Source organism: Chryseobacterium formosum (genome assembly GCF_026460885.1).
GTDB classification, from domain to species: Bacteria; Bacteroidota; Bacteroidia; order Flavobacteriales; family Weeksellaceae; genus Chryseobacterium; species Chryseobacterium formosus.
Genome location: NZ_JAOVZW010000001.1, coordinates 418,730 through 434,255, shown reverse-complemented (window position 1 = coordinate 434,255; position 15,526 = coordinate 418,730). Strand labels below are relative to the sequence as shown.

15 protein-coding genes are annotated in these 15,526 nt (G+C 34.5%); 3 read left to right on the top strand and 12 right to left on the bottom strand.

What is annotated here, in order from left to right; genetic code table 11:
• Positions 1-4: 4 nt before the first annotated feature.
• From OF897_RS02095 to mraZ, 8 genes are all read right to left on the bottom strand, one after another.
• Positions 5-1,246, bottom strand: coding sequence for an FtsW/RodA/SpoVE family cell cycle protein (locus OF897_RS02095; RefSeq protein ID WP_267264031.1), 1,242 nt, complete (start codon positions 1,244-1,246; stop codon positions 5-7).
• A gap of 71 nt (positions 1,247-1,317) precedes the next feature.
• Entirely contained in the window at positions 1,318-2,646 is a 1,329-nt protein-coding gene (gene murD, locus OF897_RS02090) for a UDP-N-acetylmuramoyl-L-alanine--D-glutamate ligase (protein WP_267264030.1), read from the bottom strand.
• 56 nt (positions 2,647-2,702) lie between these two features.
• Positions 2,703-3,944 (bottom strand): phospho-N-acetylmuramoyl-pentapeptide-transferase, encoded by a 1,242-nt coding sequence (gene mraY, locus OF897_RS02085; RefSeq protein WP_267264029.1) that lies wholly within the window; start codon positions 3,942-3,944, stop codon positions 2,703-2,705.
• Positions 3,945-4,035: 91 nt separating this feature from the next.
• Complete coding sequence (locus tag OF897_RS02080; protein WP_267264028.1) at positions 4,036-5,496, bottom strand: UDP-N-acetylmuramoyl-L-alanyl-D-glutamate--2,6-diaminopimelate ligase; 1,461 nt, start codon at positions 5,494-5,496, stop codon at positions 4,036-4,038.
• A gap of 36 nt (positions 5,497-5,532) precedes the next feature.
• A complete protein-coding gene (locus tag OF897_RS02075) occupies positions 5,533-7,524 on the bottom strand; it encodes a penicillin-binding transpeptidase domain-containing protein (RefSeq protein WP_267264027.1) in 1,992 nt (663 codons plus the stop codon).
• A complete protein-coding gene (locus tag OF897_RS02070; protein WP_267264026.1) occupies positions 7,508-7,873 on the bottom strand; it encodes an FtsL-like putative cell division protein in 366 nt (121 codons plus the stop codon). The genes OF897_RS02075 and OF897_RS02070 overlap by 17 nt, the downstream gene beginning before the upstream one ends.
• Before the next feature lie 119 nt (positions 7,874-7,992).
• Entirely contained in the window at positions 7,993-8,886 is an 894-nt protein-coding gene (rsmH, locus tag OF897_RS02065; RefSeq protein ID WP_267264025.1) for a 16S rRNA (cytosine(1402)-N(4))-methyltransferase RsmH, read from the bottom strand.
• 21 nt (positions 8,887-8,907) lie between these two features.
• Entirely contained in the window at positions 8,908-9,366 is a 459-nt protein-coding gene (gene mraZ, locus OF897_RS02060; RefSeq protein WP_267264024.1) for a division/cell wall cluster transcriptional repressor MraZ, read from the bottom strand.
• A gap of 272 nt (positions 9,367-9,638) precedes the next feature.
• Here mraZ and OF897_RS02055 point away from each other — a divergent pair, with 272 nt between their 5' ends.
• Genes OF897_RS02055 through OF897_RS02045 form a run of 3 tightly spaced genes read left to right on the top strand, consistent with a single transcriptional unit; the run spans position 9,639 to position 11,524 of the window.
• Positions 9,639-10,400: an alpha/beta fold hydrolase gene (locus tag OF897_RS02055; RefSeq protein WP_267264023.1), complete on the top strand. Its 762-nt coding sequence runs from the start codon at positions 9,639-9,641 to the stop codon at positions 10,398-10,400.
• Between the two features lie 58 nt (positions 10,401-10,458).
• Entirely contained in the window at positions 10,459-11,082 is a 624-nt protein-coding gene (gene yihA, locus OF897_RS02050) for a ribosome biogenesis GTP-binding protein YihA/YsxC (protein ID WP_267264022.1), read from the top strand.
• Complete coding sequence (locus OF897_RS02045; protein WP_267264021.1) at positions 11,075-11,524, top strand: GNAT family N-acetyltransferase; 450 nt, start codon at positions 11,075-11,077, stop codon at positions 11,522-11,524. Before yihA ends, OF897_RS02045 begins: the two co-directional genes overlap by 8 nt.
• A 61-nt stretch (positions 11,525-11,585) precedes the next feature.
• Here the strand turns inward: OF897_RS02045 and OF897_RS02040 are convergent, their stop codons facing one another.
• The 4 genes from OF897_RS02040 to OF897_RS02025 all read right to left on the bottom strand — a co-directional run bounded on the left by OF897_RS02040 (position 11,586) and on the right by OF897_RS02025 (position 15,224).
• A complete protein-coding gene (locus OF897_RS02040; protein WP_267264020.1) occupies positions 11,586-12,593 on the bottom strand; it encodes a trypsin-like serine peptidase in 1,008 nt (335 codons plus the stop codon).
• A gap of 65 nt (positions 12,594-12,658) precedes the next feature.
• Positions 12,659-13,504, bottom strand: coding sequence for a caspase family protein (locus tag OF897_RS02035; protein WP_267264019.1), 846 nt, complete (start codon positions 13,502-13,504; stop codon positions 12,659-12,661).
• A 308-nt stretch (positions 13,505-13,812) separates the two neighbouring features.
• The gene (locus tag OF897_RS02030) at positions 13,813-14,457 is read right to left on the bottom strand and encodes a response regulator transcription factor (RefSeq protein WP_267264018.1); all 645 of its coding nucleotides are present in this window, start codon (positions 14,455-14,457) and stop codon (positions 13,813-13,815) included.
• A complete protein-coding gene (locus OF897_RS02025) occupies positions 14,454-15,224 on the bottom strand; it encodes a sensor histidine kinase (protein WP_267264017.1) in 771 nt (256 codons plus the stop codon). The genes OF897_RS02030 and OF897_RS02025 overlap by 4 nt, the downstream gene beginning before the upstream one ends.
• Between the last annotated feature and the right edge of the window lie 302 nt (positions 15,225-15,526).

Sequence of the window (15,526 nt, the reverse complement as noted above, 5' to 3'; positions counted from 1 at the left end):
TGTTTTAAGCAATATCATTTATTTCGACGATGCTTTGTTTTTTGCCCATTCCTTCTTCATCGTATATCTGGATTCTTGAGCTTATATTTAAAATAATTCCAAGTTGGATATAGGTTACCAACATGGATGTTCCTCCATAACTTATCAGCGGTAATGGCTGTCCTGTAACAGGAATCAAATTCACAGCAACGGCAATATTTACTGCCAATTGAATGAAAATCATTACGCCGAGACTGAGTACGAGCAACGAGCCGAAAAATGCGGGCATTTTACTTGCAATCATTACAATCCTTACAATCATAATCAGATACATACTGATAAGAAACCCCGCTCCTATTAAACCATATTCTTCAACAATTACTGCAAAAATAAAATCGGACGCAGATTGTGGAAGCATTTGCTTTAAAGCAGATTTTCCTGGCCCCATTCCGGTAATTCCACCATGAACGATGGCAGCTTTTGCCTGCATTACCTGATAATTTTTTGCTTTTACGCTTTCGTCATCTACATCAGCAGATTTTGCTTTGCTTGATGTAAAGGTTTCAATACGACTCATCCATGTGTGAACACGGTTTCCGCCTATTAAATTTGTATTTAGAGCAACTAATAAAAACAATGCGATAGCGACAAATGATGCAGAAATAAATCCTGCAATATATTTCCAGTGTAGTTGTCCAATAACCAAAACAATCACCGAAACCATTAAAATCATTAAAGCGGTTGAACCATTATCTTTCGCTACCAATACGAAAACCAGTAAAATCGGTCCGAAAATGTACATCACATTCTCTATCGGAAGTCTTTCTCTCGTAATTTTTTTGGTTAAATATCTACACAGATAAATGATTAACATTAAAAAAGCAAAAGATGAAGGCTGAAATGAAATCGGTGTTCCCGGAATTTTCAACCATCTTGAAGCACTCGCTCCGTCGATAGTTTGCCCTGTAAACATTGTGACAATCAACAGAATAATCATTAAACCCAACATAATACTGCTGAGTTTTCCCATATATTCGTACTTCACTGTTCCGACAATTCTCATAATCGCCAAACCTAAAACCACGAAGAACATATGCTTCATGACGTGACCGGTTGTGGTTCCGTTGTTTACGATATATTCTAAGTTTGAACTTGCAGAATAAACCGGGAAAATAGAGAAAATGGAGATCACAAGAATGACCATCCAAAGTACTTTATCGCCCTTTAGAAATTCGAATCTGCTTTCTTCTATATTCTGTTCGTTCATGTTATTAAATGAATAATGAAAATTTAATCATGAAAATCTTCTTTTCACTTTTAGCTATTCATTGTTAATTCTTAATTTTTTAGCACCTGTTCTTTAAACTGACGCCCTCTGTCTTCATAGCTTTTGAAAAGGTCAAAACTTGCACAGCAAGGAGAAAGTAAAACTGTATCTCCGTTTTTAACTAAAGATTTTGAAGTTTTTACGGCCTCTTCCATACTTGAAGTACTGTAAATAAATTCCTTCTTATCTTTAAAGAAATCAATGATCTTTTGATTATCAATTCCTAAGCAAACAATTGCTTTTACTTTTCTTTTAACTAAATCTTCAATTTCGGTATAGTCGTTTCCTTTGTCTACACCTCCAACAATCCAAACTGTAGGGTTTTTCATGCTTTCTAAAGCGTAATATGTTGCATTTACGTTAGTTGCTTTGCTATCATTAATGTATTTTACACCTTCAATTTCCGTAACAACTTCCAATCTGTGCTCAACCGCCTGAAAAGTCATTAATGAATTTCTGATACTTTCATTATTGATTTCCAATATTTTACCTGCAATTGAAGCCGCTAAACTGTTGGCAACATTATGATTTCCCAATAAAGACAATTCATCAACTTTCATTGAAAACTCATCTTTTAGTTTCACCACAATTTTATCTCCTTCAACAAAACCTCCTTCAGACAATTTTTCATTGGTTGAAAAAGGAATCATTTTCGCTTTAATTTCAAATTTCTCGAGAATATTTTTGCTCATTTCATCATCTTTATTGTAGATGAAAAAATTATCATTCTCTTGATTTTCAGCAATTCTGAATTTAGCTAAAGCATATTCTTCATAGTTGTAATTGTACTGATCCAAATGATCTTTAGACAAATTCAACAATAAAGAAATATATGGTCTGAAATTCTGAATATCATCCAACTGGAAAGAACTAACCTCCAAAACATAATATTCATGGTTTTCATCGGCAACCTGCTTCGCAAAACTGTAACCGATATTTCCGCCTAAACCTACATTTAAACCATCATTTTTCAGGATGTAGTAGATTAAAGACGTTGTTGTTGTTTTTCCGTTACTTCCTGTGATGGCGATGATTTTAGCATCTGTAAATTCCGATGCAAACTCAATTTCAGAAGAAAGTCTGATTCCTTTCTCATGAATTTTGTTAATCATATCTGCCTTTTTCGGAATTCCGGGACTTTTTACAATCCAGTCTGCATTGAGAATTCTTTCTTCATCATGATTTTCCTCTTCAAACTCAATATCATTCTCCGTCAAAAATTGTTTGTAGTGATCCTTAATGGCACCTTTATCTGAAAGAAAAACTTCCAAACCTTTCTTTTTAGCCAAATAAGCAGCACCACAACCACTTTCTCCACCTCCTAAAACAACTATTTTCATATAATTTGCTTTATGCATTAGGCTTTAAGCTAAAAGCTTATCGCTTACTGCTAATTCTATCTCATCTTCAATGTAATGAGACACACAATTGCCAACATAACCCCGATGATAATCATCCTGTTAACGATTTTACTTTCGTGAAAACCGTCTTTCTGATAATGATGATGAAGCGGAGACATTTTAAACAATCTATTATTTTGGGCATATTCCAACCCGAATTTTCTTTTTCTGTATTTAAAAACAACTACCTGAAGCATTACGGAGATATTTTCAATTAAGAAAATTCCACAAAGCACTGGGATCATCAATTCTTTTCTTAAAATTACCGCCAAAACAGCAATGACTCCACCTAACATTAAACTTCCTGTATCGCCCATGAAAACCTGAGCCGGATAGGTATTGTACCAAAAGAAACCAATCACCGCACCCACCATTGCGACGACAAAAATCGTGGTTTCACCCATATTTGGAAGGAACATAATATTGAGATAATCTGCAAAAATGATATTCCCGGAAACGTAAGTGAAAAATGCCAATGTCAATAATATTACTGTACTTGTCCCGGCTGCAAGACCATCAATTCCGTCTGTAATATTGGCGCCGTTTGAAACCGCTGTAACGATAAAAATAACAACGGGTATAAAAACAATCCAAGCCCATTCGTGAGCATCTTCGTCATTCATCCAAAACAAAACACCACTATAGTCGAACTCATTATTTTTTGTAAACGGAACTGTAGAAACGGTGATTTTTTCTGTCGGCATAAAGTTTTGTTCAACATTATTTCTATTGACAACTTTCGCATCGGCATATTTTCTTTTTACCGTAATATCGGGATGGAAATACATTGTAACTCCGATAATTAGCCCTAAACCAACTTGTCCAACAATTTTGAATTTTCCGCTTAGTCCGTCTTTATTTTTTTTAATTTTCTTTAAATAATCATCTATAAAACCAATCGCACCCATCCAAATTACTGTCACGATCAAAAGAACGATATAGACATTGGTGATTCTCGTGAACAACAAAACAGGAATTAATGTCGCAATAATGATGATGAAACCACCCATTGTCGGTGTACCTTCCTTTTGTTTTTGTCCATCTAAGCCGAGATCACGCACTAATTCGCCCATTTGCTTGCCTCTGAGATAATTGATGATGTTTTTTCCATAAACAAGAGCAATCATTAAAGACAATAAAACCGACATTCCCGCACGGAAAGAGATGTACCTCATCATTCCCATTCCCGGAATGTGGATGCCTTGACTCGTTAGATATTCGTATAGATAGTATAGCATTTTTTATTTAATTTAAAGATTAAGAGATTAAGATATTTAGAAATTCGAATTGTCTCAATCTCTGAATTTCTAAATCTTTTAATTTAAATTTTTATTTACTCATAAGCTTCCAAAGCTCATTGATTACTTCTTTGTCATCAAAATGATGTTTTACACCATTGATGTCCTGATAATTTTCGTGACCTTTTCCGGCAACGAGAATTATATCTTTCGGCTCGGCAAATTTTATTGCCATTTTTATCGCTTCTCTTCTGTCGGGAATTGAAGTGTATTTACTGAAGTTCTGAGGTTCAACACCTGCTTCAATTTCTTTTATAATTGCAGTTGGATCCTCCGTTCTTGGGTTGTCTGAAGTGATAATTGCCAAAGTTGATTTCTTTGAAGCAATGTTTCCCATTTCTGGTCTTTTTGCATGATCTCTATCTCCTCCGCAACCGAAAACCGTAATTAACCTTTCGTTTTTCGTTCTGATGTCGTTGATACTGTCTAAAACATTTTCGAGTGCATCCGGAGTGTGTGCATAATCAACGATGAAGAAAATTCCGCCATCGGATTTGAAGGTTTCAAATCTTCCATTGACTCTTTTCAAAATACTGATTGCCTGAAGAATTTCATCCTGTTGAAAACCTAATTCAGAAGCAATTCCGAAAACTAACAACAGATTATAAACATTGAATTTTCCTGTTAACGTTGTCCAGAATTCTTTTCCGTTGAAGTTTAACAGCATTCCGTTGAAATCGACTTCCAAAGTTCTTCCGTGGTAATCTGCCATTGTTTTCAAAGCATAAGACCTTTTTGCCGCCTTTGTGTTTTGAAGCATCACGTTTCCGTTTTTGTCATCCACATTTGTGATGGCAATTGCGTTCTCATTTAATTCGTCAAAAAATCTTTTTTTCGTTTTTAAATACTCATCAAATGTTTTATGATAATCTAAATGGTCGTGTGTAAGATTGGTAAATCCTGCGATTATGAAGTGTAAACCTTCGATTCTGTTCTGAGAAATACCGTGAGAACTTACTTCCATAAAGGCAAATTCACAGCCTTGCTCAACCGCTTTTGCTAAAATTTTATTGATCGTAACAATATCCGGAGTTGTGTGTGTCGCTGGAATTATTTCATCTCCGATTCTGATTTCAACCGTAGAAAGCAAAGCCGAATTATATCCTAAATTTTTAAAAACATCAAAAAGCAAAGTTGAAACAGAAGTTTTTCCATTGGTTCCTGTAACTCCGATTAACTTTAATTTCTCAGAAGGATTACCGTAAAAATTAGAAGCTAAATGCGCCAAAGTCTTCGATGAATCTTTTACTTTGATATAAGTAATATTTCCATTTAAATCTTCTGGTAAATCTTCACAAACAATTGTTTTTGCGCCTTTCTTAATAGATGATGCAATGAATGAATGTCCGTCTGCAACCGTTCCTTTCACTGCGATATACAATGAATTTTCTGAAACTTTTCTGCTGTCGAAAACCAATGCAGAAACTTCACGATCGTTTTTACCGTGGAGTTCTAAAACTGGAATTCTGTTTAATAATTCAACTAATTGCATTACTGATGCTTTTATTTTTAATTCTTAATGAATATTTTAATTCTGCAGAGACAAATAAATTCTCTGATTTTTACTAATTGTTGTGCCTTCTAAAGGGAATTGTTCTTTAATTCTTCCAACTCCTTTAAAGTCTACACGGTAACCTAAATTTTCCAATTGCGGGATTACGTTTTTACCGATTAATCCAACCACACTTGGCATTTGCTTATTGTTTACTGCTACTTTTACATTTGGTTCAACCATTTTATTCAGATTGACCTTTCTGTCGACAAGCATTTCTTTTTCAACATTTTGAGGTGTTTTTAAGAACGTTTTACCTGCAATTTCTTTAAAAACCGGCGCTGAAACCGTTCCCCCGTAAAAGCCTTTTGCAGTATTTGGCTCGCTAATCATCACATAACACGTATATTTCGGATTATCTGCCGGATAAAAACCAGCAAATGATGCTCTGTATTTCATTGGACCAGGAAGCCAATATTCAAATCTTGCAGTCCCTGTTTTTCCTGCCATTTTCAAATTGGGTGTGAAAATACTTCTACCTGTTCCTTTTTCAACAGCCTTTGTTAAAGCATCAGTCATCATTTTAATGGCTTTATCAGATGCCATCTTCTTAACCATTACTTGAGTTTGAGCTTCAAAATTAACTTTTCCATCCTGCATAATTTTGTCGATGAAAAGAGGCTTCACCATTTTACCTTTATTGGCAATTCCATTGTAAAAAGTAGCAAGCTGCAAAACATTAATATTGGTTCCGTAACCAAATCCTATGGAAGCAAGCGCTCCCGCATTCCATCTTTTACTTTGTGGCGTAAGATTGTTTGGCTTCGTAATTCCCGGAAGTTCAATATCCATTTTATCGAATAATTTCCATCTTCTTAAATGATCCAGAAAAATCTCCGGCTTCTCAGCATAATATTTTGTGATCAGTTTTGCTGTTCCAACATTACTTGATTTAGCCAAAACATCAGAAATATCATAAGTTCCACCACCGTGACCATCTGTAATTCTCTGTTTTGCGTAAACCCAAATTCCGTTTCCTACATTTACCGTCGTGTTTTCATCAATAAAACCATCATCCATCGCCGCTAAAAGTGAAACTACTTTAAAAGTCGATCCAGGCTCGATATTATCTTTTATGGCATAATTGTAGGCATCAACATAGTTTCCTTCCTCATCTTTTCGAAGATTAACCATGGCACGAACTTTTCCAGTTTCAACCTCCATCACAATTACCGTTCCGTGTTTCGCCTCAAAATTCACGAGTTGTTTCTGCAATGCTGAGTGCGCAATATCCTGAATACGAAGATCTAAAGTTGTGTAAACATCTTGTCCATCAGTTGGTTCACTTACTTTCCAGTAATCAATTGGTTTCCATTGAGAAGAATTGACTCTTTGCTCCAATCTGCTTCCGTCAATTCCTGTAAGATATTTTGAAAAAGCACCTTCAAGTCCTGCTTTTGCAACACCATTATCAATTCCTATGGTTCCTGAACCTATTTCAGAAGTTGCCAATTCACGTTTGTAATTTCTGTCAACAATAAATCCACCTTTATTTTTCCCTCTTTTGAAAATCGGAAATTTTCTGATTCTGTCGTATTGGTCAAAATCTAATCCTTTTACCAAAGAATAATACTGGTTTTTATTTTTCTTCTGCTCATCGAATCTTTTTCTGAAATCTGCTCTGGGTTTTCCGAACATTTTGCTCAGAGAATCTGTAAGCGCTCCAATGTTGTTGCTGTAAACAGTATCTTTTATGGTTTTAAAATCAAGAAAAATATCATAACGCATCACCGTTGTCGCCAAAATAGATCCATCTGAAGCAAAAAGGTTTCCACGAGCTGCTTTTAAAGTTGCTGTACGGTAATTGTTGTTGATATAATCATCTTTAATTTCTTGAACATTGGTGTTCTGAAGTACAACAATTCTAGCCAAAAACATCACAAACACACATAAAGCAAGAGTTGCGAACAGGTAACCCCATCGCAATGTTTTCTTTCTTTTGTTATCGTAATCATTTTGTTTTTGCATCGGTACTATCCAATTTAATTAACAGTTTGTGCGGGTGACTTTCTAAAGTCATAAGTGAATCTGCGGCGACTTCTTTGCCTAATTCAGATTCCATTTTTACTTTAATCAGCTTACTTTGTGCGTAAGCATTTCTCGATTTATATTCTTCTGTTTCTTCTTTTAAAGCGTTGACAATTTTTATTTTTTTGTTGACTAAATGATTGCTGTAAATCATTGCCATCATCAAAACAAACAACAACAGGAAAAATTTGTAATGAACTTTTATTTCATCACGATTCAGGAAATTCCCTTTTATAATATCTATAAAAGTGAGTTTCTTCTGTGGACGATTTGTTGTTCTTTTTGCCAAAGACTTTGTCTTTTTATTTAAATTATTGTCAATTTGCTTTGCAGTGAATTCACTTTGCTTGTCAATTGTGAATTTTTCAACATTTTAAAATTGACTTTTCACCATTCACTTATTCACCTTTACAATTTAATTCCAGTTCTCATTTTAGCACTCCTGGCTCTTGAGTTTTCTTCAATTTCCTTATCATCAGGAATAATTGCTTTGCTCTTTACCAATTCGAATGCTTTTTCGTAATTTCCGTAGATATCACGTTGCGGTTCACCTTCAAACATTCCGTTTTTCAGGAATCTTTTTACCAAACGGTCTTCCAGAGAATGATAAGAAATGACAACCAATCTTCCTCCCGGTTTCAAAATTTTATAAGACTGAACCAACATTTCTTTTAAAACCTCAAGCTCCTGATTTACTTCAATTCTTATTGCCTGAAACAGCTGCGCATAAAATTTATTCACTTTATGAGGCGGAAGATAACTGAATAGTTTTTTCAGATCTTCTGTTGTTTCTATTGTTTTGTTTTTTCTGTGATGAACAATGTCACGAGCCAATTTTCTTGCTTCCCTCAGTTCACCATAGTAATAAAAAATATCCGCTAAAGATTCTTCGTCATAATCATTGATCACTTTTTTGGCATCAAGACTCTGCATGATATTCATTCTCATATCAAGCGGCGCATTGCTTCTGGTAGAAAAACCTCTTACCGCTTCATCAAACTGATGTGAAGAAACGCCCAAATCAGCTAAAATTCCGTCAACCTGAGAAACTCCGTACATCAGCAAAGAGTTTTCAAGAAATCTGAAATTCTGATTTATCAGTGTAAATTTCGGGTCATCCAGTTTATTTTCAAGAGCATCAAGATCCTGATCAAATGCGTATAACTTTCCTTTTTCGGAAAGCCTGTCTATAATTTCGCGTGAATGTCCACCGCCACCAAATGTGCAGTCCACATAGATTCCGTCTGGATTCGTCACCAAATCATCCACACTTTGCTTCAATAAAACGGGGTTGTGATACATGCTATATTTGTGCTTATTTAATTATTCTTCATCAAAAGTTCCCATTACATCTTCTGCAAGACTTGCAAAATCATCTTCATTTGTTGCAATAACTTTTTCGTACGCTTCTTTATCCCAAATCTCAAAAAGTTCTCCCGCACTTGTCACCACAATATCTTTCGTTAAATTTGCAAAATGCGTAAGATCTTTAGAAATCTGCAGTCTTCCGGCGCTATCAAGCTCTACAGTTTTCACTCCGGCTGTAAACATTCTGATAAAATCAGCATTTTTTTTGATGAATCTGTTTAATTTATTAATCTTTTCCATCAGTTTATCCCATGCTTTCATAGGGTAAACTTCGAGACACGGTTGAAACACAGAACGCTTTACCACAAAGGTTTTATCCTCAAAATCCTCCATCTGCTTAGTAAGCGATGAAGGCACTTTAAGGCGACCCTTGTCGTCTATTTTGCACTCGTATGTTCCAATGAAATTTCTCATTTGGGACAAAATTAGAAATATTTTTCCAATATCTCCCACTTTCTCCCACTTTTTGACTTAATGTTAATAAGTTTTGATAAAACCTGATAATCAAACAGATAAATATTTAATCCTAAACAAATCAATAAGCCTTTTTATTCATCGCATAATAAAAAGATTATTAAAATATAGCTACACCATTGCTTTATTATATTATTTTTAGTTTAAATTAGATATATCAAAATGTTTTTGGTGTTTAATTTGTATTTTTGCAAGGCTTACACAGGCAACTTATGAGATTTAGTACAAAAAAAGAAAAGAAATACAACTTTATAGAAGCTGGAGAAGGTCACCCGCTTGTGCTTTTGCACGGGTTAATGGGTGGATTGAGTAATTTTGATAAAATGGTGAATTTTTTTTCAGAAAAAGGTTTTAAGGTTTACGTGCCTCAATTACCGATTTACGATTTGCCGGTACTCAATACCAATCTCACAACGATTGCGAAGTATGTTATAAAATTTATCGAAACCAATATTGGCAAACCCGTTACCATTGTAGGTAATTCTATGGGTGGTCATGTCGGTTTAATTTTAACCTTAGCAAGACCTGATTTAGTACAAAATCTTGTATTAACAGGTAGTTCAGGTTTATACGAAAGAGCTTTTGGCGACAGTTTTCCAAGAAAAAACGACCGTTCATATATAAGGAAGAAAGCAGAAGAGGTTTTTTATGATCCCGCTGTAGCAACCGAAGATTTGGTAGATGAAGTTTTCAGCGTGGTAAATGACAGAATGAAAGGTATCAAAACCGTTATGTTGGCAAGAAGCGCCATCAAACACAATATGCTGAATGACCTTCCTAAAATATCAAGACCAACGTGTCTAATTTGGGGGAAACAGGACAATGTAACACCTCCTGAAGTTGCCATTGACATGAATAAGTTTATCCCAAATTCAGAGTTATTCTGGATTGATAAATGTGGTCACGCCGCAATGATGGAAAAACCAGATGAATTCAACGAAATTCTCTACAACTGGGTAAAAGACAAAATATAAAATGATAAACCATTAAGACCTTCTTAATGGTTTATTTTTCTAAATAAAATTCAAGAAAATGGTTATAAAAACAGCAGAGTTTGTAAAAAGCAGCGGAAAATGGCAGGAATGCCCTGAAGGAAACATTCCTGAATATGCTTTCATCGGACGCTCAAACGTAGGAAAATCTTCATTGATCAACGGAATGCTGAACAGGAAAGACCTGGCAAAAACTTCAGGAACTCCGGGAAAAACTCAGTTAATCAATCATTTCATCATTAATGAAAGCTGGTACCTTACCGATCTACCAGGTTATGGATACGCCAAAGTCTCAAAAGTAATGAGAAGAGATTTTGAAAAATTGATTAATAATTACATTTTAAACAGAAATAATCTCGTTAATCTTTTTGTTTTGGTTGATTCTCGTCACAGTCCGCAAAGCATTGATTTGGAATTTATTCAATGGTGTGGAGAAAGTGGCGTTCCTTTTTCGATTGTTTTCACGAAAGCTGATAAACTTAAGCCAAACGTTTTGATAAAAAATGTAGAAGACTACAAAATTGAACTTCACAAAACATGGGAAGATTTACCTGAAATTTACGTTACTTCTGGGGAAAAGAAAACGGGAACTGATGAAATTTTAAGTTTTATTCAAAAAACTAACGAGTTTTTGACTAATAATAGTGTCACATTTAATGAGTAATATTATTTGGAAAATAAAAAGTTTTGAAGAAATCACCACTTCCGAACTTTATGAAATAATCAAAGCAAGAGTTGACGTCTTTGTGGTTGAACAAAACTGTCCTTATCCTGACTTGGACGGATATGACCAAAATGCAATTCACCTTTGGGCAGAACAAGACAATACTGTTTTAGCATACTGCAGAATTTTCGAAAGAGGAATTAAATATAACGAAACTTCTATCGGACGAGTTTTAACCTCAGAAAAAGGAAGAGGAAAAAACTTAGGCAAACAACTTATAAAATATGCCGTTGAAACTATAGAAAACAGATTTAAAACTTCAGAAGTACGAATTTCTGCACAGGATTATCTGTTGAAATTTTATTCAGATTTCGGTTTTCAAGATACTGGAAAGAAATATCTAGAAGATAATATTCCACACACGGAAATGTTTAGAAAATAAGATATAAACCAAAGAGTCGAACTAAAAAGTCCGACTCTTTTTTATTTCAGATAAAATTATTTTAAGGATATTCGTTTCGTGCTCTCGTTACAAGGCCAACCAAATCTGAACCTCCACTCGCAAAGTTGATACTCGGATTATGTGCACTTTGTGTTGCAACTGCATATGGATTTCCATCCCAATAAGCCCAAAACGGACCACCACTTTGTCCAGGCCAAATATCAGCTTTGTGACTGATGCTCTGATTATCATCCGGACTCCAGAAATCTCCATCCAAAGCAATTCCTGTTTGATAAGTCGGTCTTTGAGTTCCCGTTAAATCAGCCGGATAACCTGCATGAGTAAAAGAAGCCTGCCCGTCCCAAGAATCTGAATACGATTTAGAACCAAGCCAACCTGTGCTGTTTCCTATTGGTCTGTCAAGAACAACGACAACATAGTCAAATTGCACTTCTGTGCCATCAATCGTTGGACCGGCAACTTTATGTTTATAATAGGTTTGAATTCCCCAAGAACTTCCATAAGGAGCACTTCCGTTGTAATACATTGGTGTAAATTTTAGCCAGCCTGTCTGATTATTTGGTTTCCAGTCTATGATATGTGCACAAGTCAAAAGATGTCTCGGACCAATCATTACGCCACTTGCAATACCTAGAGGACTTTCTACTCTTCCGACGCAACGCCAAGGATATGCTGTAGAATTGAATACTTTTCTCTGATCCGGACCAAAAATAGTTCTTGCTCCTTCTGCAGTTAAAAAAGATTCTCTTTCGATAAATTTAGGTTTACGATCTTTTTTAGGTTCTAATTTTGGCTGATATTCAAAATCGGAATGAGTTGGATAGAAATGGTCGGTTTCCGTCGGTTCATCTTTTTCTGATTTTTCACTTAATTCAATACCGACAGACTTCATTCCTTTTGGATAAGCTCTTCCGTCAATTGTTATCATTTCAGGTTCTTGCTTCAATGATTTTTCGTTTACTGATTTTTCTGTTGATTTTGCTTTAATCGTTTTTAATTTTAAAACTTCTTCAGCAGACATTGGGTTATTTTTTTCAATATTAGACATGATCTTTGGTATTAATCAATTTTTTCCTACTCTTTGGATGGCTTTTCGGATTCCGCCAATTATTTTTATGAGAATATTTTTTGTGAAAATTCTGCGGTCATGCTTTCAGTCTGATTAAGCTGAGCAGCTGCCATCGCAGCCAAAGCAATTGCAACCTGTTTATCAAGCGTTTTTCTAACAATATTTCCGTTTGTCGCTCTTAAAACTTTACAGAAATGATAAGTAAAATACCCTCTGATTTGTCCACTCATATTTCCCTCCATAGAAACCTGATTGTCTTTACAGGCAGCCCACATCGTATGATTCAGTCCAGCGACAGGAACAAGAGCTTTTGTTGTAAACTCCATTTTTTTAGAAGATTTAGAAGTAGACATTTCGGTTGCATAAGTCATATAAAACTCATCTTCCAACATGGGCGGAATAAAACGTGCCGTTTCGAATGACATATCTATTTCTAAACCTAAATCCATTTTTCTGGTTCCGGTTCCTGAATGACAACAGTCGAAAATAACTTCCAGATTTACTCCCGCTTTCAGTTTGCTTAAAACCGCTTTAAAATCATCATCCCGAATTACTCCTGCACTCGCATAATCGTGCGGACAAATTGCTTCATCCAAACCGTCGATTTCTAAATCTGTTCCGATATTGGCCACTCTGGTTCCGTGTCCTGAATAATAGAAAACCAAAGAATCTCCTTTTACACTTTGAGCTACAAGAGCTTTCAGATAGTTTAAAATATTGGCTCTGGTTGCATTTTGATTGGTAAGAATTTTAATCTGAGAAGGATTAAATCCGCAAATCACTAAAGTATTTGCCATGTCTCGTGCATCATTGATGCATCCGTTCAAATCTGGACCGCCCGATCCAATCGGAGCATAATCATTGATTCCTACAATAAGTGCTTTTTTCATTTTGTCAAGTTATTTTAATCCCCTACTCTTGAAAGCTTTTCGGGTTCCGCTTTTGTTGTTATTTGATATGACAAAATTCCATCATTTAACATCATAAAAACAGAGGAAAAAAACTCATTTGATATAGGAAAAACACTTTTTTTGAAATTATAAAGAATTGATTTTCAGAAATATGAAATTAAAAACATCATTAAACAAAGAGTTTTTTTAATTTGAAGTTGTAAATTGAAAGTTAAAAGACATAAAAAAATCCTCCACTGAAAATCAGGAAGGACTTTTAAAATAAATCGTTAGTTATATAAAGGAAATCAACACAAGTTGTGTTTCATGGCAAAAAGTACAAGACCGACTCTATTTTTAATATCTAATTTAATAAAGACAGAATCTCTGTAACCATCGACAGTTTTTGGGCTGACAAACATTTTATCGGCAATTTCTTTGTAGGTAAGTTCGCTACACGCCCATTTGATAAAATCCATTTCTCTGCCTTTTAATTCTGAAAGTAAAGAAGCTGTTTTAATGTCTTCAGTTTTTACTTTTAATAGTTTTTGAGCCACAAAATCGGTGTAAAAACTTCCTTTTTCAAAAACAGTATCAATCGCCTGAAAAAGTAGCGAAGGCTGCATATCTTTTAATAAATATCCTTTTGCTCCGGCTTTTAGCATTTTTATCAGTATTTTTTCGTCATCTTCCATTGTCAATGCAATGATTTTGATATCGGGATGATGTTCTGATAGCCATTCTGTGGTTTCTATCCCATTTTTGAAAGGCATATTGATATCCATCAAAACTACGGCGGGTAATTCTGTGGCTTTTTCTAAAGCTTCGATGAAATCTTCACCATTCTGATGATTCATAATGACACGATATTGGGGATTTTCCACAATCATATTTTCCAATGCTTTTGACATTAAAGTATGGTCATCAACTATAGCTATAGGAATTGTTTTCATTGGTTGTTTTTATAATAGGTTATGGAAGTTTGTGTTCCTTTATCAAGCTCGGATTGAATGGAAAATTCTGCATGAATGATTTTCGCCCTCAATTCCATATTTTTTAATCCAGAACCATCTTTTTTAAGACTTGTATTAAATCCTTTTCCATTGTCGGAAATCAGAATATTCAATTTTTCGTGGTTATCTTCAATTTTTATTAAAACATTTTTCGCTCTGGAATGTTTCAGAATATTGTTAATACTTTCCTGAATAATTCTGAAAAGAATTAAACCATGCTTCGGCGTAATATCAATATCGTGCTTTTGAGTAATTAATTCTATTGTAAGTAGTCTCAGTTTCCTGATTTTACTAATTTCTCTTTCCAAAGATTCTATCAACCCGAAATGAATTACCTGTTCTGTAATCAACGTTTTAGACAAATCCCGAATATCCTGAATACATTCGCCCAATAATTCGTTTAATTCTACCAACTCTTCTTTTTCGGAATCTTTCATTTTAGTAATCAATTGGTTTTGCCTTAAACGAACAACAGAAAGTTTTTGCCCCAAATCATCGTGCAATTCCTGACCGATATAATTCAAAGTTTGCTCTTTCATTTCGATTTGAGAAGTCGCCAATTCTTTTTCAAACCGCATATCTTTTTCTTTCTGCGCAATCAATAAAGTGGTTTTTTTCTGAATGAAAATCACGTAAACGAAAATCATCGTTAAGACAATAATTAGCAGAGTAACCGTAAAAATAATTACCAATTTGTTCTCTTCCATATTTTACGCTCAAATTTGTCTAAACTTATGCGGTTTATTCCAAAATAATCCCATCACAAGAACCACATTATTAATAAGATTTAAAAGAAATAATATAAAAAAATAAAGATCTGGTGAAACATTTGTTCTAAAATAAAAGATAGGAATAATTCCTATATAATAAATAAGTGAACTCACTGAAATCCAAAACGGAAGATAGTTTTTAATCTCAAATATTTTATCTGAATTAAACGTTTGATACAAAAACAAAATAATCGAAAATGTAAGCAAAAGTATATTGATATACAGCATATTGAAAGAAA